The organism is Citrobacter sp. Cpo032 (genome assembly GCF_030332975.1).
Lineage (GTDB): Bacteria > Pseudomonadota > Gammaproteobacteria > Enterobacterales > Enterobacteriaceae > Citrobacter > Citrobacter portucalensis.
The window spans coordinates 537,395-560,872 of record NZ_JAOWGU010000034.1; the positions used below are offsets into that span (position 1 = coordinate 537,395).

Below are 23,478 nucleotides of genomic sequence, written 5' to 3' on the forward strand. Positions count from 1 at the left end.
GATGAAAGATGCAGGGGGCTTGGCCCCTGCATTTGAAGAGTATAAATAATGTTACTTATGACAAATCTCCCTATCATAGACTCCACCATTCACAGCCAACATTTGCCTTTTCTTTTTTGAAATCATACCAGTCATGATTTGCGAATTATCTAAAAAAATACCTTCAAATGTACCCGGTCGTGCATTCAATCCGGCAATAATTATTGTATCTCCCACGTTTAACGCTGCTACCTTATCGTTATCATAATCTGTATTTTCAAAAATAAACTTTAGTCCTTCATTCGAACCAGAAATATCCAATGTAACTAATGGTTTTTTACTGAATGTAACAGTACTGATGTTTTCTATTTTACCAGTAACCATCAATCGGCATTTTTTGAAATCGTTCGTTGCCCGGAACTCATGTTCTTTAAATCGCGCATAAACCTCTTCAGTCGTATACAGTCTCGGTAGGATATCAATCACAGAAGGTCTGGGGGATTTTGTTGCTTGTTGTAAAGACACTGCATCCGCATCTGATGTGGGTACTATTTGAGGGGTTTTAGCCTGGCATGGTGTGATTGCTATCCCATTCAACATGAAAAATCCGAAGGAGATAGCAGCCGTTAAGACTGATTTTTTAATATAACGTTCATAAGATGATTTCATTTCGTTCTTCCATGATTTCTATTTTGGTAACATGTTCGCCAGTACGGTATATTTTTACGTTGTCAGGTGGAGACTTCACGGAACTACGGATTTCATTCATAATATGTTTCGATAAAATGTCGCAGCCTTCCATATACATAACCTTACGGGTATCGGTATCTGATATGTTTGTGAAGCAGCTACTGATCCATGAGTCAGGTATTTCGATTCCATGTATCAGCTTCATATATCCAACGATGAACGAATCTGTCAGATGAAATCGCCCTACTGTGTATTTTCCTTGGTAGGTATTGCCCGGTGATTGTGCTAAATGGTCATGGACCAATACTACGGTTAAATCATTAATTAGCATTTTCAGCCTCCAGTTCAGTGATGCGCTTATTGGTCATGTCAATTAAGCATTGAACATCCTGATTGCAGGTAGCCTGTTGTTTGATCCATTTTCGTTGCGATGGTAGCAAAGATTTACGTGTTTCAGTTGGTAGTTCTTTCCATGTATCGTTAAGCTTTTTATCCGCAATACGATAATCTTCTTCCGGGGAATGCGGTGTTGTTAGCTTGTCATGAGCGGTTGTGATGTTCTTTGCTTTATTCTGAAAATATGATTTATCAGCACACGCTTTTTCCCAACTTTTTGAGATCTTCGTAGCTATATCCTCAATAAACATTTCACGAAGTGTATACCCATTTAATTTCGCACCTTCTTCCAATATGAGGCGATATTCATAAGGAATGGCTTGCAATTGTTTATCAATATTCAATTCAGGGTCGTCCGACTCGTTAATGAATACTTTAGCTTCTTCTATCGTCGGCGCTCCACGTTTGCACACATCGTCTCCGTTCTTAAACATTCCTTTCGTTAACTTACGCACGGGCTTATCTGGATTTGAGCACTTTTCTTTGATTCTGGTTTTAATGTTTGCGGATTGTTCATTAATGACCATCCGTGCTGCCGTAGGGTCATTTTGATACATAGAACGTGCCAAGGGGCCATTTAGCAATATGAGTTCTATGTCATCTGACGTAGGTCCACCATTCAGGCAAAGTTCACTTGCTGGGAGCGCCATAAGGTCATCCACGGTATCAATATTCTGGAAACTGATGCGGTTATCTGAGGCTGCTGTAGCGCTGCTTGAAATCAAAAAAGCATTCAACGTGATGATTATAAAGAGTTTTCTTGGCTTCATGCGTATGTCTTTCCTTGTGCTATCGAAAAACTGCGACTCTTCAGTAAACGTAAATTGGTTGATTTCGAACCGAAATCAGTCTGAGAGACTTGATTTTACATTGATCTGTAAAATCTATCAATAATTGTATATTGATCTATAAAATCGATCGATTGATGTGGGTAGAAGAGGTGGCATGGCTACGAAGATTATTGTATTTAATGGTTTTTCAAGGAATGATATGCGTAATGTTAAGGTGGGGAGGGGCGGGTTAGTATCGAGTATTCCCAAAGAAGGGGATTACATTCAACTTACCTGGGGAGTTACAGCAACTATAGAGGTGTTTCGATAAGAAGCGGAACAATGGGATCAGTATGTAGACGTAATGGATAATGTAATTTAGCCCCCTTGCTCTAAAACGCACTGTATCGAGTTTTACGGGGTTTTTGTATTAAATAATGCCCACGCCTGCTTTAATCGCTCTGACAAGATACAGAGCGATTCATGGCGTTATAGCGATGGATAGACATTCATTTTAGACCCAAGAATTAACGAGATCTAATATTTCTTTAGTATCAGTAATAAAACTAATTTTTTCACCATCCCAAAGGAAGCTCTGAACGTGTTTGTTTCTGTACAGAACTTTTATTCTCCATTTTTTACCTATATTATAAACGGTTATCTGTTCGATAACTCGCTTAAGCATCATGTTCAGTTCTTGTGGGTCTTTAATCTCCTGCAATAGATTCAAATCAAATGCCCGTTCTGAGATAATCATACTATTCTGTTTCTTGATTTTTTCTTCAAGTTCGTGCAATTTATCCTCAAGGTTATTTATCGTTTGGATTACACTTGTCGGGATCTTGGATTCAGTGAGAAGCATATTATTTAGCTCCTGAATCTTTAATTTTATTGTGTCTCGCTCTATCAATAATGCCCCATCAAGATTGGTACTTTTCTCAAGTTTCAGTTTTCTCATTATCCGATAAAGTGCTATTTCTATATTTTTAAAATTTTTCGTTATGTTACACTTTCCATCTCTTGCATTAGCACAAACATGGTATTGATATGTTTTTCCAGAAGCAACGTGGAATTTTCTGACAAGAGAACCCCCGCATTCGTGTTTTAATATTCCAGCGAAGGCATTGTGTTCCGACTTATATCCAGGCTTGTTTTGTTTCTGATCAGACTGTAAAAGCATGAATTCTTCTTTGCTGATAACTGCAGGATAATAATTCTCTATGATATCAAGCAGAATGACTTTCCGATCTTTAGTCGTCTCAGATGTTTGATATGCACCGTAAAGTGCAACCGAGTTTATTGTTTTTCCAACCGTTGTATGATTCCAGCCAGTAGAACGTAATGGTCGATGACCTTCGTCGTTTAGCGCTTTAGCGATTTTATTTGTTCCAAATCCTTCTCGTCGTAACTGAATGATTCTTATGACCGAATCCACTCTGTCACTAAAATAAAATTTATCTTCTTTCCGTTCTAACCAGAAAGGCAGAATTTTGTTGATAACTTCACCGTTTAGTGCTCGTTGTCGTTGTTGTCTTTTCGTTTCACGTAGGCGCTGCGATTTTTTCTCGGACTCTTTATAGGCAAGGTCCGCTGCCAAGGCTATCCTGATGACACTTACGAGGTCGTTGACAGATTCTTGGTTCAATAATAGACCATCAACCAGTGAAGCGATAAAGATGTTGTGTTGCAGGATCGACTTAATTATCTGTTGAGTCACGTCGATGCCTCGGCGACTCAGGCGGTCTAACGATTCAATGATGATAGTCGAACCCTGTTCAATCTGACCTTTCTCGATTGCTTCAAGCATGTCACCGAGTGAAGGTCTGTTTCCCTCTTTGAATGCTGAGATTCCGAGGTCTTGAAAGTTCTTATCTGATAGAATCAAACTATTCGCATGTGCGTACTGTTCAGCAAGCTCAGTTTGACGTCTTACGGAGTCGCCTTGTTCTTGCTTCTTTGATGAGAATCTTATGTAAGAGTATGCTTGCCCGTTTTGTTTCATAACCACCTCAGTAACCTACGAGAGAGTATCAATTTTGCTTCTTTGCAACAATATCACCATGCAGTTCGGCAGTAAGCCGCTGTTTGAAAATATTTCCGTCAAATTTGGCGGCGGCAACCGTTACGGCCTGATTGGCGCGAACGGTAGCGGTAAATCCACTTTTATGAAAATTCTCGGCGGCGATCTCGAACCGACGCTGGGCAACGTTTCCCTCGATCCTAACGAGCGCATTGGTAAGCTGCGCCAGGATCAGTTCGCCTTTGAAGAGTTCACCGTGCTTGACACCGTGATCATGGGTCACGCTGAACTGTGGGAAGTGAAGCAGGAGCGCGATCGCATTTACGCTCTGGCCGAGATGAGCGAAGAAGACGGCTATAAAGTTGCTGACCTCGAAGTTCAGTATGGCGAAATGGACGGCTACTCTGCGGAAGCGCGTGCGGGTGAACTGCTGCTGGGCGTAGGTATTCCGGTAGAACAGCATTACGGCCCGATGAGCGAAGTCGCACCCGGCTGGAAGCTGCGTGTGCTTCTGGCGCAGGCGCTGTTCTCTAACCCGGACATTCTCCTGCTCGACGAACCAACGAACAACCTGGATATCGACACCATCCGTTGGCTGGAGCAGACGCTGAACGAGCGTGACAGCACCATGATCATCATTTCACACGACCGTCACTTCCTGAACATGGTCTGTACGCACATGGCGGATCTGGACTACGGCGAACTGCGTGTTTATCCGGGTAACTACGACGAATACATGACGGCGGCAACCCAGGCGCGTGAACGTCTGCTGGCCGATAACGCCAAGAAGAAAGCACAGATTGCCGATCTGCAATCCTTCGTCAGCCGCTTTAGCGCCAACGCGTCTAAATCTCGACAGGCGACTTCTCGTGCGCGTCAGATTGATAAGATTAAGCTCGACGAAGTGAAAGCGTCCAGCCGTCAGAACCCGTTCATCCGCTTCGAACAGGATAAGAAACTGTTCCGTAACGCGCTGGAAGTGGAAGCGCTGGCGAAAGGTTTTGATGAAGGCCCGCTGTTTAAAAACTTCAACCTGCTGCTGGAAGTAGGGGAGAAGGTTGCCATCATTGGTGCCAACGGCGTGGGTAAATCCACTATGCTGAAAACGTTGGTTGGCGACTTACAGCCGGACAACGGTACCGTTAAGTGGTCTGAAAACGCCCAGGTCGGTTACTACGCGCAGGATCATGAATACGAGTTCGAAAACGATCTGACCGTTTTCGAATGGATGAGTCAGTGGAAGCAGGAAGGCGATGATGAGCAGGTAGTACGTAGCTTCCTTGGTCGTCTGCTGTTCAGCCAGGACGATATCAAGAAACCTGCAAAAGTCCTCTCCGGTGGTGAAAAAGGACGCATGCTGTTCGGTAAGCTGATGATGCAGAAACCGAATATCCTGGTTATGGATGAACCGACCAACCACCTGGATATGGAATCTATCGAGTCGCTGAACATGGCGCTGGAAATGTACCAGGGCACGCTGATCTTCGTTTCTCATGACCGTGAGTTCGTCAGCTCGCTGGCAACCCGCGTGATTGAAATTACGCCGGAACACGTAATCGACTTCACCGGTAACTACGAAGATTACCTGCGTAGTAAAGGCGTCGAATAAGTCTCCCGTCGTTCTCGTGTTACAGGTGTGATGGTTGCACCTGTAACACGAGATACTTAGGGATAAGGGGATATAAAATTAAACAATCCCCAGCGCGCGTTTACCGTGGATATTCAAATCCTCCAGCGTGAAGCGTCCTTCCCAGTTAGTTTCATAATCCTCCCGTGGAAAATCACCCGGTGATGCACCTTTTTCCAGCGCGGCCTTCACTTTGTGGGCGTAGGCCAGATTCTTTTCGCACATCGGTGCGGCAGGAATGTACATCACGTTACCCCAACCCTGCTGATTTTCCACCGGTGCGACGGAGTGAATCACATCACAATGCCACCAGACGGAGTCTCCGGCGTCCAGTTGTGGAATGCTGGTTAACGCTTCAATCAGCAGAGGATGCCATTGCGTGGAAATCGGCAGCACCCGGCCGGGCGCGACGCCGCAAAGTTCATCTTCCGGCACATCGTCAAGCAATGGGCGTAACAGCACATACGCCATCGCTTCAGGGATCGGGACCACATGCAACAATCCCTGACCTGGCAGCATATCGGACAGTGCAGTCCAGCCCTGGAAGGTACGGAATACCGAACATTTGGTGGTGTTATCCACCGTGTACTCTTCTACCTCAGTGCGATGCGCCGCCTGCCACGGATCGTAATCTTCCAGCTTGCCATTGAAAACATGAGCAAAGACCTGCTGATATGCCGGAAGAAGCCAGCGTTCCAGCGCGCCGGAATCCGTATGCGCGCCCAGCCCTTTAGACGTGGTTCCCGGCGGTCGACGGCGAATGCGGTCAGGGTAAATAACGCTGATATCCGGGTTAAACCATTGTTTACCTTCGCTTGTAAAGGTCCACAAACGATTGAGGAACGACTGTGCATTGGCCATTTCTTCACTCTGGCGGGCCTGCATCTGCGCCTGGGACCAGTAGATGGGGTAGATTTCAGGCCGTGATGCGCTCAGAGTACCGAAGAAATTATCGCCGGGTCCTTTATAGACGTCGTCAAAGTGGTTGCGGTCCAGATAGTCCAGCATTGAGCTGTCCCATCCGAGAGCCTGTTCGCGAGGGAAATGACCTTTAATGACTGCGCATCCGCGACGCTTAATTTCTTCACGCTGCTCTGCACTTACGTGGCCTGCTTTGATATCTGCATAAGATATCACTGGCCACACTGGGGCACCTTGCGCTTTGAGGGCGTTGATTTCCGCCACGCGGGTGGCGATAGCATCGCTCAACTGATTGAAGATTAACTGAACATCCCCAAGCTGTGCCCGCAGTTGCTGTTTCATCTGCCGGATTGCCGCTTTGTGATCGGCAGGCAGCGTGTCGCTGGTAAAAGTAAAAGCCATATCCACCTCGCATTAACTTTCATTCGAAACTTAACTAACTTACAGATGATAATATAAGTTAAAATTTAGTTAACGCAAGTTTAAAACTTGATGGAGTGAGCAAAATAGAAAAAGAGTGAAAACCGGGATGAGGGATACCCCGGTTGGCAGGATTAGACGTTAAAAGGGGAGGTGTTATCCAGCACAGCCTGAATTACGTTCAGCGCGCCCTGATGGTTATTGTCGTCGGTCTGATAGCGAGCAATCGCTTTGATATTCTCTGCCGCGTTGGCCATGGCGAAAGAGTAGTGCGCCATTTTCAGCATTTCCGCGTCGTTTCCGCTATCGCCAATGGCGACTACGTTTTGCGGTGACAGGTTCCAGCGTTTAAGCAGGCGGCTGATCCCGTTGGCTTTATGTAGACCCGGAATGATCAGATCGATAAACCCGAAGCCGCTGGTGACGGGCTTCATAATGCCGTCCAGCGCAGCATGCAGGTGATCGATAACCAATGGGATTTGTTGGTCCGGTAAATTTAGCGAGAACTTGAACAGCACATCATCGATATCCTGATAATCCTTTACGGGTTTCAGGCGATGGTAGTGTTTTGACATCAATGCGACAAAGGACTCCGGCGCATTTTCGCTAACGTAAGCGCTTTGCAGCCCACAAGCCACAAAGTTGAGCTGCTTATCTTTTAGTAGTTCACCAATGACAATACGGGATTCGTGGCGGGTAAGCTCGCCGTGAAACAGCTGTTTGCCATGTTCAAAGACCAAAGCCCCGTTCTCAGCGACAAAAGAAATTTCCTCTTTGAGCTCCGGGAAAAAGGAGATCAGCTGGTAATACTGGTTACCGCTGGCCACGACAAATTCGATATTTCGTTTTTTCAGTTCCAGATACTGCGCCATAAAACGTGCACGATCGTATTTCTTGGCGTCGTCGAGAAAAGTTCCGTCCATATCGGTGACGATAACTTTGATGGTCATAAAGATAGGCTCCTGGCGATTACTGCAACCAGAAACATTCTAATAACAATGTGACCTGTAGCACAAATTTAATTTCGAATGAAAGTAAAAAGCCGGATGGTAGCTTTGCCTTACCCGGCTACGGGGAGAGTCGTTGTAGGCCGGATAAGCGTCAGCGTATCCGGCAATGGGGAGGGTGGCGTGCCGGATGGCGGTGTGGAATCTCATCCGGCCGACAATATTGTTTACAGCATATGTTCAGTACGCGCGATGATGTCGTCTTGCGCATCCGGAGAAAGCGCAGTGAAAAAGGCGGAATAACCTGCTACACGGACCACCAGGTCACGATATTGATCCGGGTGTTTTTTGGCTTCCAGCAGCGTTTCACGGGAGACAATGTTGTACTGAATATGCCAGCCTTTGTGCTCTTCGAAGAAGGTACGCAGCAGGATCATCAGCTTTTGCTTATCGGATTCATTTTCCAGCGTGGCCGGGTTGAGCTTCTGATTTAACAGCACGCCGCCGAGAATCGAACCGGTCGGCAGTTTACCCACCGAACCAATTACCGCCGTTGGGCCGAGATGGTCCGTACCGGAGGCCGGGCTTGCGCCTTCTGCCAGCGGAGTGTGTGCTTTACGGCCATCCGGCGTTGCCATCGTTGCTGCGCCAAACGGCACGTTTGCCGAAATAGATGAGGTCCCGGCGTAGTAATTGCCGCCAACCGGGCCACGTCCGTAACGCGGATTATGATACTGTTTCAGTTCATCGATATAGGTCTGATAAGCGCGGGCCAGCAGCGTATCAACGCTATCGTCATCGTTGCCATATTTCGGCGCGCCGTTGATCAGTCGTTGGCGTAACTGCTCATGGGTCAGACCGTCAAAATCATCGGCCAGCGCGGCGGCCAGCTGTTGTTGACCAATAGCGCCCTGTTCAAAGACCAGTTTCTTCACTGCTGCCAGGCTATTACCGAGGTTGGCAATACCCACCTGCAAACCCGATACCCAGTCATACTTCGCGCCGCCTTGCTTAATGCTTTTCGCCCGTTCAATGCAGTCGTCTACCAGCGCGGAACACAGAATATCGTGCACGTTCTCTTCCAGCATGGTGTCGACGACATACTCAATTTCTATGGATTTACGCGTGTAGTAGCGGATTTGCGTATCCCAGGCATCCATCACTTCGTCGAAATTGTTGAAGTTACCAGCCGAGAGCGCTTTTTCCTGTGGCAGAAAGACTTTGCCACTGGTGGCATCACGCCCACCTTCCAGTGCCGCCAGCATCACGCGGGCAAAGTTAATAAAGCTCATGCCGGTGCAACGGTAGCCCCATTTGCCGCCAACGGCGGTTTCGATACACCCAATGGCCGCATAGTCATAGGCATCCTGCGGTTCAATGCCCAACTTAATGAATTCCGCTATGACGATTTCATCGTTGTTAAAGGCTGGCATCCCGAAACCGCAGCGGATCACCTGCACGCAGGCATCAAGGAAGTCATTACTCATCCCCGCGTGATAACGCACGCTCAGGTTTGGCTGCGTAGAACGCAGACGGCCACAGGACTCCAGAATCGCGTAGGAGAGCGGGTTGACGGCATCCATCGGCTGGCCGTTGACCAGGTTTTGACCACCAATGGTCACGTTCTGATACAGCGGACTGCCCGCCGAGGCTTTCGAATGGGAGCCGGAACGGATTTTGTTCACTTCCAGCAGTTTCAGCCAGCAGCTGTGCAACAGTTCAATGGCGTGCTCACGATCCAGCGACTGATTCAGCTCCACATCACGACGGTAGAAAGGATAGAGATACTGATCCATGCGACCAAACGACACTGAATGGCCGTTCGACTCAATTTGCAGGATCAACTGGATGAAGTAGCACAACTGCAGCGCCTGCCAGAACGTTTTAGGCGGTTCATGAGCAATCACATCACAGTTTTCCGCCATGGTCAGCAGTTCCTCGCGACGGCTGGCGCGGGTCTCCGTAGATGCCATTTTGCGTGCCAGCGCGGCAAAGCGCGCAATGTGCAGACTGACGGCTTCCAGCACGATATCAATCGCTTTCAGGAACTGATCGCCATGGAGGTCTTCCAGACATGTCAAATTGATGCGGGAGCGACGTTCATCGACTTTGTGACGCAGGCCGTCGAGACCTTTTTCCAGCAGCAGCGGGAAGTTTACCGCCAGGTGTGCGTCGCCGGAGGTCATGTTACCTTCGGCTTTGATAATGCCGGTTTCCAGCAGCCCTTTCTGCTCATCAGTGAACATCCCGTAGCAGCGATCCTGCACGGTCTGACCACGCCACCATGGGCACACCTCATGCAATACACGTTTGTTCTCTTCGCTTACCGCAAAGCCTGCGCCCGGTCTGTCGGCGAGGTCGTCGATCTCTTTTTCAATCCAGGAGACGGTGTATTCCGGGAAAATAGGCGCAGCACGCACTTCGCTTGCCTGGTTACCAATGATCAGTTCGTCATGTTTGATCCAGATGGTACGTTCCGCCAGATGATGAGCTAGTGCCAGTGCACGACGTACCGGGATAGGCTTATCCAGGTGTTGCTGATACATCTCGGTATAGTGCTGGGCGCGCTCGGTACAAACCGGTGGTTTCACGATGTGGATCAGGGCCGTTTTATGCGCTTTGATACGGTCGCTGAGTGTGTCCAGTTTCAGAGTGGTCATGGCGATTATCCTCGTAGGGTCGCGGTTAAACCTTTAAGGCTGGCGTACTGCTGGGCAAATTCGAGCAGTGCTGGCGCATCAAGCGGTTTATCCGGTGCGTTGTAGGGTTGACTGAGTAAGTGGTATTTGTTGATGCCAAGGGTGTGGTAGGGCAAAAAATGGATCTCACCGACGTGAAGCTCATCGGCGGCAAAATCGGTAATGGCCTGAATAGCGGCTTCGTCTGCGTTGAATCCCTGAATCAGCGGTACGCGGATAATCATTTTTTTACCGGCGGCAGCCAGTTTTTTTAGATTTTCCAGTACGCGAGAGGCACTGCCATCGGTCCATTGTTTAAACGGCGCATCCGCCACGTGTTTTAGATCGGCCAGAAACAGATCGACGTCAGGTAATGATGGTTCAATATACTTCCACGGGACATGCAGACAGGTTTCGACCGCCGTATGAATGCCCGCGTCGTGGCTGGCTTTGAATAATTCTGCCGCCAGTTCTGGCTGCATAAACGGTTCGCCGCCCGAGAGGGTGAGCCCGCCACCGCTACGATCGTAAAACGGTTTATCACGCAATACGGTCGCCATGATATCGTCCACGCTTTTTACCTCTCCGCAGACGGTTAACGCCTGAGTCGGACAGCAGTCGGTCAGTACGGTGAGAGCGTCATCGGTCAGTTTTTCACGATGAATAAGTAATCCGCCCAGCGCCCGTTCAATCACCGCAGGTGCAGCCTGAGCACAGAGATCGCAACCGTCGAGGCACAAACGCGCGTCATAAAGCAGGTCCTGCGTGCGGGCGCGGCTTTCCGGATTCTGGCACCACCGACAGCCCAGGGAGCATCCCTTAAGGAACACCACCGTACGAATACCGGGACCATCATGCGTGGAGTAGCGCTGGATATTAAAAATCATAAGCGACCTCTCTTCTTTCGTATAAAGATTAAATTACTTTCGAATGAAAGTTATATTGACGTGCGTCAACTAACCGTGAGGTTTCGCCGTGCTACCTTTTATTCATGCTAATTATTCGTTTGAGGAAAGGTTATGGAACTCTATTTAGATACGTCTGATGTTGATGCGGTAAAAGCTCTGGCGCGCATTTTCCCGCTGGCAGGGGTGACCACTAACCCGAGCATTGTGGCGGCAGGGAACCAGACGCTGGAAGTACTACTGCCGCAACTGCAGGAAGCGATGGGAGGGCAAGGGCGTCTGTTTGCTCAAGTGATGGCGACCACCGCCGAAGGGATGGTCAGCGATGCGCGTAAGCTGCGGGCAATCATTGCTGATATCGTGGTCAAAGTGCCGGTGACAGCAGAAGGTCTGGCGGCTATAAAATTGCTGAAAGAAGAAGGGATCCCGACGTTAGGTACTGCGGTATACGGTGCAGCTCAAGGGTTATTGGCTGCTCTGGCGGGTGCGGAATACGTTGCGCCATACGTTAACCGCGTGGATGCGCAAGGAGGGGATGGCATTCAGACGGTGGCCGACCTGCAGACGTTACTGAAAATGCATGCCCCGCACGCCAAAGTACTGGCAGCCAGTTTTAAAACACCGCGTCAGGCACTGGATTGTCTGCTGGCGGGCTGCGAGTCCATCACGCTACCGCTGGACGTTGCTCAGCAGATGATTAGCTCTCCGGCGGTTGATGCTGCCGTCGCGAAGTTTGAGCACGACTGGCAGAGTGCATTTGGACGCACGTCGATCTGATGCTGTTGCCGGATGGTGCTAACGCTTACCCGGCCTACGTTCGAGCCGTTGTAGGTCGGGTAAGGCGAAGCCGTCACCCGACTTTTTTACCGACTACAAACCTCACACCCCGGGTTGCGCATCAGCTTCATTTCGCGAAACTGGCAGGTCATGGCATCGTACATGACGATTTTTCCGGATGCCGGTTTACCGTAGTTTGCCAGTAGCTTAATGGCTTCCATCGCCTGTAACGATCCGATCACGCCGATCAGCGGGGCCATCACTCCGGCTTCTACGCAGGTCAGGGCATTTTCACCGAACAGACGACTCAGGCAATGGTAGCAAGGCTCGCCTTCCTGATAGGTAAATACGGTAATTTGTCCTTCCATACGAATAGCTGCACCGGAAACCAGCGGGACTCTGGCGGCAAAACATCCGGCATTCAGCTGATTGCGGATGCTGACGTTATCCGTACAGTCCAGCACCAAATCGTGTTCGGTAATAAGCGCGTGAATCTCGCTATCGTCAAGCAGCGCATTCACCGGCGTAATGGAGATATAAGGGTTAATCCGCGCTAGCGCGTCACGGGCGGATAGCACTTTGGGTTGCCCGACTGTTGCATCGCTGTGCAGCGTCTGGCGTTGGAGGTTTGACACGGAGACCGTGTCAAAGTCGAGCAGGGTTAAATGCCCGACGCCAGCGCCCGCAAGGTACTGGGTTGCTGCGCATCCCAGTCCCCCCAGACCAACGACCAGTACCCGCGCATCTTTGAGCGCTTCCTGACCTTCGAAATCGAAGCCGCGCAGAATGATTTGCCGGTTATAGCGCATCATCTCCTGGTCGCTGAGTTCTGCCATTACAGGCCTCCAAACAATGCGTTAAACGGCTCTACCTCAACCCATTCTCCGGCCTCAACGTTACCGCGATCGCGCTCCAGCACGATAAAGCAGTTGCCCTGGCTAAAGGAGCTAAAAATATGCGAGCCCTGGTGTCCGGTGGTGGTGACTTCCAGTTCGCCTTCCGCGGTACGCTGCAATACACCACGTTGAAAATCCAGACGCCCTGGCGTTTTCTTCAGGCGTGAGGCGGTGCGCACGCGCTGGCGCGCAGGCAACCCACAGGCGGTGTTGCCGCTGAGTTTCGCCAGCATCGGTTGCACCAGCTGATAAAAGGTGAGGGCCGCAGAAACCGGATTACCCGGCAGGCCGCAAAACCAGCTGTTGCTCAGTTTACCAAACGCGAACGGTTTACCGGGTTTGATGGCCAGCTTCCAGAAGGCAATTTCTCCCAGCTCTTCCAGAATGGTTTTGGTGTAATCCGCTTCGCCTACCGAAACGCCACCAGAGCTGATGACGACGTCGGCCTGGCTGTCGGCTTCGATAAACGCGGCCCGCAGCGCGTTGGGATCGTCGCGAATAATTCCTAAGTTGATCACTTCGCAGCCCAGCTGCTGCAGCATCAGGTGAACGGTCAGACGGTTTGTATCATAAATCTGCCCGTCGCCCAGCGGTTGACCCGGCAGTTGCAGCTCATCACCGGTGGAAAACAACGCCACGCGAACTTTGCGAACGACCGGTACTTCGGCAATGCCGAGCGAGGCCAGAACCGGAAGCTCGGCGGTTGTCAGACGAGTTCCGGTGGGGAATACCACCGCGCCGTTTGCGATATCTTCACCGCGCAGACGAATATTTTGTCCGCTGCGGACGTCGGCGGTAAAACGCACACCGTCGTCAGTTTGTTCCGTTTGCTCCTGCATCACCACCGCTTCACAACCGGCAGGCACCGGGGCACCGGTCATAATGCGGATGCAGGTTCCCGCAGGCCACTCGCCGTGGAATGGTTGACCAGCAAAGGCTTTGCCAGCCACCGCAAGAGGCTGGTCTGATTGTAAATCGGCTAATCGCACCGCATAGCCATCCATTGCCGAGTTATCGAATCCCGGCACATTAATCGGGGAGATGACGTCGGTGGCCAGAATGCGGCCAAAGCATTGAACCAACGGCAGCGTTTCGACGGCGGTGAGTGGGGTAATACGCGAAAGCATCTGAGAGAGAGCCGTTTCAAGCGGCATCAGTCCGGCGGTAAATTCCATGAGAAGACTCCTGCGGGGCAAAATCGAATCCGCTCATTATGTCAGAAAATGGACGCGGACAGTATGCTACCTCAGGCTTAGGATCCGATCTGAGACAGGTTTTCTGCCAGAGAATAGCGCTACAGGAAAAATGCAGTATAGACTCATTATTTCTGCTTTTTTCCAGGAGGCTAAATGGCTGCGACTATCCCGAATTCAATTCGACAACAGGTGAATGCCGCCAGTGCACTGATTGCGCGGATTATCGAGGGCGACCTGGTTGCTGTTAATTTGTATGGCTCTGCTGTTGAAGGTGGCTTAAAGCCCCAAAGCGATATCGATTTACTGGTTACCATTAGGCTGCCACTGAATACCCGGCAAAGAAAAGATCTGATGCAGGGGTTTCTGGAAATATCAGCACCGCCTGGCAGCGTTGATAGCTATCGGGCGCTGGAAGTGACCATCGTGGTCTATTCACAACTTGTGCCGTGGCAATTCCCACCGTCAAGGGAAATGCAATTTGGCGAATGGTTGCGTGACGATATTCGCGCGGGAATTTTTGAACCGAGACAGGTGGATCCTGATCTTTCCATCCTGCTGACCCAGGCCCGGCGCGTCAGCGTAGCGTTGTTCGGTGAACCCGCTGAGACGTTATTCAACGTCATCCCTTTTAGCGATGTCTTGCAAACGTTTCGGCATACCCTTGATATGTGGCAGAAACCGGGCGATTTAGAGGGTGACGAGCGAAATATCATCCTTACTCTGGCGCGTATTTGGTACAGCGTAGTTACGGGCAATATTGTCGCTAAAGATGAAGCCGCCTCCTGGCTTATACCGCAATTACCCGATGAGTATGCTGATACGCTGCAAGCCGCACGTGCGGAATACCTGGGGTTAACCAAAAAGAACTGGGCTGCGTCTATGCCATCTGTTGAACGCTTTGTGTTTTATGCAAAAAAACAGATTGCCGATCGGCTTGAATAATATATTCAACGATGTTGGAAGATACTCTTTCTGTTTAACTCATTTAAATAACCTGATGGGATGGGGCGTGAGGTACGGGCCTTTACCTTTACATGACGTCTGCATCTTTCTATATTCAAAAATCGAATCAATAAGCCACAGAAATTCTGATATTTATAACCCCGGTACCTGCCACCTAATGGACGAAAAAAATGGGTAAAGCAGTCATTGCAATTCACGGCGGCGCAGGGGCTATCACCCGTTCGCAGCTGAGTCAGGAGCAAGAGTTGCGTTATATTCAGGCGCTGTCGGATATCGTTGAAACCGGTCAGCGGATGCTTGAGGACGGTCGTAACGCACTGGATGTCGTTACCGAAGCCGTGCGCCTGCTGGAAGAGTGTCCGTTGTTTAATGCCGGAATTGGCGCGGTGTATACCCGTGATGAAACCCATGAACTGGATGCCTGCGTGATGGACGGTAACACGCTGAATGCGGGAGCCGTCGCCGGAGTCAGCCATTTACGCAATCCGATTCTCGCGGCGCGCCTGGTAATGGAATACAGCCCACACGTCATGATGATAGGTGAAGGGGCTGAAAACTTTGCCATTGCGCAGGGTATGGAGCGCGTATCAGCGGATATTTTCTCGACGCCAGAACGCTACGCTCAACTACTGGCGGCGCGAACAGTGGGTGAAACGGTGCTGGACCATAGCGCGAGTCCGCTGGATGAAAACAACAAAATGGGTACCGTGGGGGCGGTCGCGTTAGATATGTTTGGCAATCTGGCGGCCGCAACATCGACCGGTGGAATGACCAACAAATTACCGGGGCGGGTGGGTGACAGTCCGTTGGTCGGCGCAGGCTGTTATGCCAATAACGCAAGTGTGGCAGTCTCCTGCACCGGAACCGGGGAAGTCTTTATTCGTGCGCTGGCGGCCTATGACATTGCGGCGTTGATGGACTATGGCGGCCTGAGTTTATCCGAAGCGTGTGAACGCGTAGTGATGGAAAAATTACCGGCGCTTGGCGGCAGTGGCGGTTTAATTGCTATCGATCATGAGGGCAACGTGGCCTTGCCGTTTAATAGCGAAGGCATGTACCGCGCCTGGGGATACGCAGGCGATACGCCAACCACCGGTATTTATCGGGAAAAAGGAGATAGCGTTGCCACACAGTGATGAGCTTGATGCCAGCGACGTGCTGGCAGTCAGCAATCTGAATATTGCCTTTGAACAGGAGCAGCAGCGTGTCAGCGCAGTGCGTAATCTGTCATTTCGCCTGAAGCGTGGCGAAACGCTGGCGATTGTTGGTGAGTCCGGTTCAGGAAAGTCGGTGACAGCCTTGTCGCTGATGCGTCTGATTGAACAAGCAGGCGGCGAGGTAAGCTGCGATGAAATGCTGCTGCGACGCCGCAACCGGCAGGTTATTGAGCTGGGTGAACAGAGCGCATCACAAATGCGTCACGTGCGCGGTGCGGATATCGCGATGATCTTCCAGGAGCCTATGACATCGCTCAATCCGGTGTTTACCGTGGGCGAGCAAATTGCCGAGTCTATTCGCTTGCACCAGGGTGCCAGCCACGAAGAGGCGATGGTAGAAGCGAAGCGGATGCTCGATCAGGTGCGTATCCCCGAGGCGAAGGCGATTTTATCGCGTTATCCACACCAGCTTTCCGGCGGTATGCGCCAGCGGGTGATGATCGCCATGGCACTGTCGTGTCGCCCTGCGGTTTTAATTGCCGATGAGCCGACGACCGCGCTGGATGTCACCATTCAGGCGCAGATCCTGCAACTGATAAAAGTGTTGCAGCAGGATATGTCGATGGGAGTGATCTTCATTACCCACGATATGGGCGTTGTGGCGGATATTGCTGACCGCGTGCTGGTGATGTATCAGGGCGAGGCGGTAGAAACCGGCAGCGTTGAACAAATTTTTCACGCTCCCCAGCATCCCTATACCAAAGCGCTGTTGGCAGCCGTGCCGCAGCTTGGGGCGATGAACGGGCATGAGCTTCCGCGCCGTTTCCCGCTCATTTCATTGCACGATCCCAGTCATGTAGAACCGCAGACCGAGCAGGACACCGTGGTTGAAGGCGAGCCTATTCTGCGGGTACGTAATTTGGTGACGCGTTTTCCTCTGCGCAGCGGCATTCTAAATCGCGTGACTCGCGAGGTGCATGCAGTGGAAAACGTCAGCTTTGACCTGTGGCCTGGAGAAACGCTCTCACTGGTGGGGGAGTCGGGCTGCGGGAAATCCACCACCGGGCGGGCGCTGCTGCGCCTGGTTGAGTCTCAGCGTGGGGAAATCATTTTCAACGGACAGCGTATTGATACCCTTGCTGCCAGCAAGTTGCAGCCGCTGCGTCGGGATATTCAGTTTATCTTCCAGGATCCGTATGCCTCGCTCGATCCGCGCCAGACCGTGGGATATTCCATTCTGGAGCCGCTACGGGTACATGGGTTATTGCAGGGCGATGCGGGATCAAAACGGGTTGCATGGTTGTTGGAACGTGTAGGCTTGCTACCTGAGCATGCCTGGCGCTATCCGCACGAGTTTTCCGGCGGTCAGCGTCAACGTATCTGTATTGCACGGGCATTGGCGCTCAATCCTAAAGTGATTATTGCCGATGAATCTGTCTCGGCGCTGGATGTTTCAATTCGCGGGCAAATCATCAATCTGATGCTCGATCTGCAGCGAGAATTGGGTATCGCATACCTGTTTATTTCCCACGATATGGCGGTAGTGGAACGGATCAGTCATCGTGTGGCGGTAATGTATCTGGGGCAGATCGTTGAGATAGGCACCCGACGGGCGGTGTTTGAAAATCCGCAACATCCGTACACTCGCAAGCTGATGGCAGCAGTTCCGGTCGCCGATCCATCCCATCACCGTCCCCAGCGCGTGCTGTTGTCGGACGATATCCCCAGCAATATTCGTAAACGTGGCGAAGAGATTTCCCCCGTATCACTCCAGTTAGTTGGTCCGGGGCATTATGTTGCGCGTCCGCTACCAGAAAATGCGCTTTCGCGTTTATAACAGGCAGGCAGGGTTTAAGGAGAATAACATGACAAAAATTGTTGCTCGAAAATGGCTGGTTGCTGTGGGAGTGGCCTCTGCACTGGCCGCATCGCCTGGCTGGGCCGCCAAAGATGTAGTGGTGGCCGTGGGATCCAATTTCACGACGCTCGACCCCTATGACGCGAATGACACGTTGTCACAGGCGGTAGCGAAGTCGTTTTATCAGGGGCTGTTTGGTCTTGATAAAGAGATGAAACTGAAAAATGTGCTCGCGGAGAGTTATACGGTTTCTGATGATGGACTGACCTATACCCTTAAGCTGCGCCAGGGCGTGAAGTTTCAGGATGGAACCGACTTCAATGCCGATGCGGTAAAAGCTAACCTCGATCGGGCCAGTAACCCGGAAAACCATCTGAAACGTTACAACCTGTATAAGAATATCGATAAAACCGAAGTCGTCGATCCGTCGACGGTGAAGATTACGCTGAAACAGCCGTTCTCTGCCTTTATCAATATTCTGGCGCACCCGGCAACGGCGATGATTTCTCCCGCCGCGCTGGAAAAATACGGTAAAGAGATCGGTTTCCATCCTGTGGGGACCGGGCCGTACCAGCTTGATACCTGGAATCAGACGGATTTTGTGAAGGTTAAGAAGTTCGCGGGCTACTGGCAGCAAGGGTTGCCAAAGCTGGATACGATTACCTGGCGTCCGGTGACCGACAACAACACGCGTGCGGCCATGCTGCAAACTGGGGAAGCGCAGTTTGCCTTCCCGATCCCATACGAGCAGGCGTCGCTGTTGGCGAAGAACAAAAACCTGGAACTGGTGGCCAGTCCGTCTATTATGCAGCGTTACATCAGCATGAACGTCACGCAAAAACCGTTCGACAACCCGAAGGTGCGTGAAGCGCTGAATTATGCCATCAACCGCCAGGCGCTGGTGAAAGTGGCTTTTGCTGGTTACGCGACGCCGGCAACCGGCGTTATCCCCCCGTCGATAGCCTATGCGCAAAGCTATACGCCGTGGCCCTACGACCCGGCGAAAGCGCGCGAACTGCTGAAAGAAGCAGGTTATCCGAACGGTTTTACCACTACGCTATGGTCTTCGCATAACCACAGTACCGCGCAGAAAGTGCTGCAATTTACCCAGCAGCAGCTGGCGCAGGTGGGCATTAAGGCTCAGGTAACAGCGATGGATGCCGGTCAGCGCGCCGCGGAAGTTGAAGGGAAAGCGCAGAAAGAGAGCGGGGTACGGATGTTCTACACCGGCTGGTCGGCGTCTACGGGCGAAGCTGACTGGGCGCTGTCACCGCTGTTTGCATCACAAAACTGGCCGCCAACTTTGTTTAATACGGCGTTCTACAGCAATAAGCAGGTGGACAGTGATTTAGCGGCAGCGTTGCAAACTAACGATCCGGCGCAGAAAGCGAAGCTGTACAAAGACGCGCAGGATATTATCTGGAAAGAGTCGCCGTGGATCCCGCTGGTGGTGGAAAAACTGATTTCGGCACACAGTACCCGGTTGACCGGGTTCTGGATTATGCCGGATACCGGATTTAGTTTTGATGATGCGGATTTAAAATAAGCTATGCATTCGGCCCCTTAGCACAGGGGCCGACGAAGGGAGCCTGATGCTTAACTATGTTTTCAAGCGCCTGCTGGGGTTGATTCCAACTCTGTTGATTGTTGCGGTGCTGGTATTTTTATTTGTTCACCTGCTACCCGGCGATCCGGCCCGGCTGATTGCCGGACCGGAAGCTGACGCCGAGGTGATTGAACTGGTGCGCAAGCAGCTGGGTCTGGACCAGCCGCTGCATGTTCAGTTCTGGCATTACATGACCAACGTGTTGCAAGGCGATTTTGGCACCTCGATGGTGTCTCGTCGCCCGGTTTCAGAAGAGATAGCCAGTCGTTTTATGCCATCACTATGGCTGACTATTGCCAGTATGGTGTGGGCGGTATTGTTTGGTATGACGGCGGGGATCATTGCTGCCGTATGGCGCAATCGTTGGCCGGACAGATTAAGCATGACGCTGGCGGTCACCGGGATCTCGTTCCCGGCGTTTGCGCTTGGCATGCTGCTGATGCAGATATTCTCTGTTGAACTTGGTTGGTTGCCTACCGTGGGCGCAGACACCTGGCTGCACTACGTCCTCCCGTCTATTACGCTGGGCGCGGCGGTGGCTGCGGTGTTAGCTCGATTTACTCGCGCCTCGTTTGTTGATGTGCTCAGCGAAGATTATATGCGCACCGCGCGGGCTAAAGGGGTGAGTGAAACTTGGGTGGTGTTAAAACATGGTCTGCGTAATGCGATGATCCCGGTGGTCACCATGATGGGACTACAGTTTGGCTTTTTGCTTGGTGGTTCAATCGTGGTTGAGAAGGTGTTCAATTGGCCCGGGCTTGGGCGGCTGTTGGTGGACTCCGTCGAAATGCGCGACTACCCGGTGATTCAGGCCGAGGTGCTGTTGTTTTCTCTGGAATTTATTCTTATTAACTTAGTGGTGGATGTGCTCTACGCTGCCATTAATCCGGCTATCAGGTACAAGTAAGGATGCGATTTTTTAACTGGCGCCGACAGGCGATTTTAAATGCGATGCCCCTTGTTAAGCCAGAGCAGATACGCACACCGTGGCATGAGTTCTGGCGTCGGTTCCGTCGACAGCACATGGCGATGGTCGCTGGGCTGTTTGTATTGCTCCTGATCGTGGTAGCGATTTTTGCCCGCTGGCTGACGCCATTTGATGCCGAGAATTACTTCGATTATGACCGTCTGAATGACGGGCCATCGATGCTGCACTGGTTTGGCGTTGACTCACTGGGACGGGATATCTTTAGCCGCGTGCTGGTTGGGGCGCAAATCTCGCTGGCGGCAGGGGTCTTTGCCGTATTTATTGGCGCGGCGATTGGTACGGTTCTGGGTCTGCTGGCGGGGTACTACGAAGGCTGGTGGGATCGACTGATCATGCGAATCTGCGATGTGCTGTTCGCCTTTCCGGGGATATTGCTGGCGATAGCCGTGGTCGCTGTGCTGGGCAGCGGTATTGCTAACGTGATCATTGCCGTGGCCATTTTCTCCATTCCAGCCTTCGCGCGCCTGGTGCGTGGGAATACGCTGGTGCTGAAGCAACAGACGTTTATTGAGTCTGCGCGTAGTATTGGTGCCAGCGATGCGACCATCATCTTCAACCATATTCTGCCTGGAACGGTCTCATCGATCGTGGTCTTTTTTACCATGCGAATTGGCACGTCGATCATCTCTGCCGCGAGCCTGTCATTTCTGGGATTAGGCGCACAGCCGCCGACGCCGGAGTGGGGGGCAATGCTTAATGAAGCGCGCGCTGATATGGTGATCGCACCGCACGTGGCGATTTTCCCGGCGGTAGCGATATTCCTGACTGTGCTGGCGTTTAACTTACTGGGAGATGGTCTGCGTGACGCGCTGGACCCGAAGATAAAAGGGTAAACAGTAGGCCTGATAAGACGCTTCAGCGTCGCCATCAGGCATTGCCGGATGCGGCATAAATGCCTTATCCGGCCTACGTTGGGTTACGCTAATTAAACGCGGGTGCCCCACAGATCGTATTCATCTGCGTTTTCGACCTTCACGCGGATGATATCGCCAGGTTTCACCTTGGTTTCACCATTCAGGTATACCGCGCCGTCGATTTCTGGAGCATCAGCCATGCTACGACCAATTGCGCCTTCTTCGTCAACTTCATCAACGATAACCAGAATCTCGCGGCCCACTTTCTCTTGCAAACGTTCAGCAGAGATCTGCTGCTGCAATTGCATAAAGCGGTTCCAGCGTTCTTCTTTCACCTCTTCCGGGATTTGATCCGGCAGGTCATTAGCGCCAGCGCCTTCTACCGGGCTGTATTTAAAGCAGCCCACGCGATCCAGACGCGCTTCCTTCAGGAAGTCGAGCAACATCTGGAAGTCTTCTTCCGTTTCACCCGGGAAACCAACAATGAAAGTGGATCGCAACGTCAGTTCAGGGCAGATTTCACGCCACTGCTTGATGCGCGCCAGCTGTCTGTCCACGGAGCCCGGGCGTTTCATCAGTTTAAGAATACGCGGGCTGGCATGCTGTAACGGGATGTCCAGATACGGCAGGATTTTGCCTTCCGCCATCAGCGGGATCACATCATCAACGTGCGGGTAAGGGTAGACGTAATGCAGGCGCGTCCAGATCCCCAGTTTTGATAACTGTTCGCACAGATCAACCATGCTGGTTTTGACCGGCTCGCCGTTATGGAAACCGGTACGATGCTTCACATCTACACCGTACGCAGAGGTATCCTGAGAGATTACCAGAATCTCTTTCACGCCCGCATCGACCAGACGCTTGGCTTCGCTGAGGACGTCGCCAATCGGACGGCTCACCAGATCGCCGCGCATGGAGGGAATAATGCAGAACGTGCAGCGGTGGTTACAGCCCTCGGAAATCTTCAGATAGGCGTAATGGCGAGGAGTCAGCTTGACGCCCTGCTCAGGAACCAGACTCTGGAACGGGTTGTGTTTTGGTTTTGGCACATAGTGGTGAACGTGCTCCAGAACCTGTTCATAGCTATGCGGCCCGGTGATTTCCAGCACCTTCGGGTGGACTTCACGGATCTGATCGACTTTCGCGCCCAGACAGCCGGTGACGATCACCTTACCGTTCTCGTTCAGCGCTTCGCCAATTGCTTCCAGGGACTCCTGAACCGCACTGTCGATAAAGCCGCAGGTATTAACGATAACCATATCCGCGTCGTCGTAGCTTGGCACAACATCATAGCCTTCGGTACGAAGTTCGGTCAGGATGCGCTCAGAATCGACGAGGTTTTTCGGACAACCTAGTGATATAAAACCAATTTTTGCCATTTTCTTATACTGTACATTGCTCGTAATCGGGGGATTATACAGATGCCTTCACGGTACATCTATATCTGATCAGCATAAGACGGAGAGAATAAAGAGCGATACCTATAAAGAGTAGATCGGTCAGTGAAAGGTGTTTAGTGAGTCTAATTCCGGCTTTAAGTGCCGCTTCTTGGCTATAGGCACTCATTATCGTAAATTTAATCTCGTCGAGCGTTACTAATGAGGTTAAATTTGAAAGATATTGTTTTGAAGTCGAAACTTGAAATGGCTAAAACTCTTTATGCTAATGGTGTGAGTTTATATTATATCTCGCTTGCCACAGGCTTAAGTTGGCGTGTATTAATGACAGAATTAACGTTTATCGCCAGTCATGAAAATATTCGACAAAAAGCTAACGCTCACGTACCCAAACTTTAAATAATTCACCTGTCTATTACCATCCTGCAAAATT

At 51.0% G+C, this 23,478-nt stretch carries 20 protein-coding genes; 9 read left to right on the forward strand and 11 right to left on the reverse strand.

What is annotated here, in order from left to right; genetic code table 11:
* Positions 1–51: 51 nt before the first annotated feature.
* The 4 genes from OGY33_RS04595 to OGY33_RS04610 all read right to left on the reverse strand — a co-directional run bounded on the left by OGY33_RS04595 (position 52) and on the right by OGY33_RS04610 (position 3,837).
* Entirely contained in the window at positions 52–648 is a 597-nt protein-coding gene (locus OGY33_RS04595) for a hypothetical protein (RefSeq protein ID WP_048241347.1), read from the reverse strand.
* Positions 632–1,000: a hypothetical protein gene (locus OGY33_RS04600; RefSeq protein WP_048214610.1), complete on the reverse strand. Its 369-nt coding sequence runs from the start codon at positions 998–1,000 to the stop codon at positions 632–634. The genes OGY33_RS04595 and OGY33_RS04600 overlap by 17 nt, the downstream gene beginning before the upstream one ends.
* Positions 990–1,835 (reverse strand): lysozyme inhibitor LprI family protein, encoded by an 846-nt coding sequence (locus OGY33_RS04605; RefSeq protein WP_048214609.1) that lies wholly within the window; start codon positions 1,833–1,835, stop codon positions 990–992. Before OGY33_RS04605 ends, OGY33_RS04600 begins: the two co-directional genes overlap by 11 nt.
* A gap of 514 nt (positions 1,836–2,349) precedes the next feature.
* Positions 2,350–3,837: a recombinase family protein gene (locus OGY33_RS04610; RefSeq protein WP_048214608.1), complete on the reverse strand. Its 1,488-nt coding sequence runs from the start codon at positions 3,835–3,837 to the stop codon at positions 2,350–2,352.
* 34 nt (positions 3,838–3,871) lie between these two features.
* Between OGY33_RS04610 and OGY33_RS04615 the strand changes: the two genes are divergently transcribed.
* Positions 3,872–5,464 carry an ABC-F family ATPase gene (locus OGY33_RS04615; RefSeq protein WP_191238729.1) on the forward strand — a complete coding sequence of 531 codons (1,593 nt, stop codon included), beginning with the start codon at positions 3,872–3,874 and terminating at the stop codon, positions 5,462–5,464.
* 78 nt (positions 5,465–5,542) lie between these two features.
* On the opposite strand, the gene OGY33_RS04620 is transcribed toward OGY33_RS04615, so the two are convergent.
* From OGY33_RS04620 to OGY33_RS04635, 4 genes are all read right to left on the reverse strand, one after another.
* Positions 5,543–6,805 (reverse strand): DUF1479 domain-containing protein, encoded by a 1,263-nt coding sequence (locus tag OGY33_RS04620; RefSeq protein ID WP_103015135.1) that lies wholly within the window; start codon positions 6,803–6,805, stop codon positions 5,543–5,545.
* A 152-nt stretch (positions 6,806–6,957) separates the two neighbouring features.
* Positions 6,958–7,773 (reverse strand): Cof-type HAD-IIB family hydrolase, encoded by an 816-nt coding sequence (locus tag OGY33_RS04625; RefSeq protein WP_032942782.1) that lies wholly within the window; start codon positions 7,771–7,773, stop codon positions 6,958–6,960.
* 224 nt (positions 7,774–7,997) lie between these two features.
* Positions 7,998–10,430 (reverse strand): glycyl radical protein, encoded by a 2,433-nt coding sequence (locus OGY33_RS04630; protein WP_191238728.1) that lies wholly within the window; start codon positions 10,428–10,430, stop codon positions 7,998–8,000.
* A 5-nt stretch (positions 10,431–10,435) separates the two neighbouring features.
* A complete protein-coding gene (locus tag OGY33_RS04635; RefSeq protein WP_103015132.1) occupies positions 10,436–11,335 on the reverse strand; it encodes a glycyl-radical enzyme activating protein in 900 nt (299 codons plus the stop codon).
* A gap of 132 nt (positions 11,336–11,467) precedes the next feature.
* Here OGY33_RS04635 and fsa point away from each other — a divergent pair, with 132 nt between their 5' ends.
* Complete coding sequence (fsa, locus tag OGY33_RS04640) at positions 11,468–12,130, forward strand: fructose-6-phosphate aldolase (protein ID WP_032942786.1); 663 nt, start codon at positions 11,468–11,470, stop codon at positions 12,128–12,130.
* Between the two features lie 86 nt (positions 12,131–12,216).
* On the opposite strand, the gene moeB is transcribed toward fsa, so the two are convergent.
* Both moeB and moeA read right to left on the reverse strand, forming a co-directional pair.
* Positions 12,217–12,966 (reverse strand): molybdopterin-synthase adenylyltransferase MoeB, encoded by a 750-nt coding sequence (gene moeB / locus OGY33_RS04645; RefSeq protein ID WP_191238727.1) that lies wholly within the window; start codon positions 12,964–12,966, stop codon positions 12,217–12,219.
* Positions 12,966–14,201, reverse strand: coding sequence for a molybdopterin molybdotransferase MoeA (gene moeA / locus OGY33_RS04650; protein WP_191238726.1), 1,236 nt, complete (start codon positions 14,199–14,201; stop codon positions 12,966–12,968). The genes moeB and moeA overlap by 1 nt, the downstream gene beginning before the upstream one ends.
* A gap of 174 nt (positions 14,202–14,375) precedes the next feature.
* Between moeA and OGY33_RS04655 the strand changes: the two genes are divergently transcribed.
* The 6 genes from OGY33_RS04655 (at position 14,376) to gsiD (ending at position 21,627) form a co-directional block, all read left to right on the forward strand.
* Positions 14,376–15,164 (forward strand): aminoglycoside adenylyltransferase family protein, encoded by a 789-nt coding sequence (locus tag OGY33_RS04655; protein WP_191238725.1) that lies wholly within the window; start codon positions 14,376–14,378, stop codon positions 15,162–15,164.
* A gap of 191 nt (positions 15,165–15,355) precedes the next feature.
* Positions 15,356–16,321: a beta-aspartyl-peptidase gene (gene iaaA, locus OGY33_RS04660; RefSeq protein WP_149607134.1), complete on the forward strand. Its 966-nt coding sequence runs from the start codon at positions 15,356–15,358 to the stop codon at positions 16,319–16,321.
* Positions 16,308–18,179, forward strand: a complete 1,872-nt coding sequence (gene gsiA / locus OGY33_RS04665) for a glutathione ABC transporter ATP-binding protein GsiA (protein WP_032941808.1) — start codon at positions 16,308–16,310, stop codon at positions 18,177–18,179. The genes iaaA and gsiA overlap by 14 nt, the downstream gene beginning before the upstream one ends.
* 28 nt (positions 18,180–18,207) lie before the next feature.
* A complete protein-coding gene (gsiB, locus tag OGY33_RS04670; protein ID WP_079934656.1) occupies positions 18,208–19,746 on the forward strand; it encodes a glutathione ABC transporter substrate-binding protein GsiB in 1,539 nt (512 codons plus the stop codon).
* A gap of 46 nt (positions 19,747–19,792) precedes the next feature.
* Positions 19,793–20,713, forward strand: a complete 921-nt coding sequence (gene gsiC / locus OGY33_RS04675; RefSeq protein ID WP_008784225.1) for a glutathione ABC transporter permease GsiC — start codon at positions 19,793–19,795, stop codon at positions 20,711–20,713.
* Positions 20,714–20,715: 2 nt separating this feature from the next.
* Positions 20,716–21,627 (forward strand): glutathione ABC transporter permease GsiD, encoded by a 912-nt coding sequence (gene gsiD / locus OGY33_RS04680; protein ID WP_032942798.1) that lies wholly within the window; start codon positions 20,716–20,718, stop codon positions 21,625–21,627.
* 92 nt (positions 21,628–21,719) lie between these two features.
* Here the strand turns inward: gsiD and rimO are convergent, their stop codons facing one another.
* On the reverse strand, positions 21,720–23,027 hold the full coding sequence (rimO, locus tag OGY33_RS04685) for a 30S ribosomal protein S12 methylthiotransferase RimO (RefSeq protein ID WP_003831616.1): 1,308 nt from the start codon (positions 23,025–23,027) through the stop codon (positions 21,720–21,722).
* A gap of 231 nt (positions 23,028–23,258) precedes the next feature.
* Here rimO and OGY33_RS04690 point away from each other — a divergent pair, with 231 nt between their 5' ends.
* A complete protein-coding gene (locus tag OGY33_RS04690; RefSeq protein ID WP_223240755.1) occupies positions 23,259–23,444 on the forward strand; it encodes a glycine cleavage system protein T in 186 nt (61 codons plus the stop codon).
* Positions 23,445–23,478: the final 34 nt, after the last annotated feature.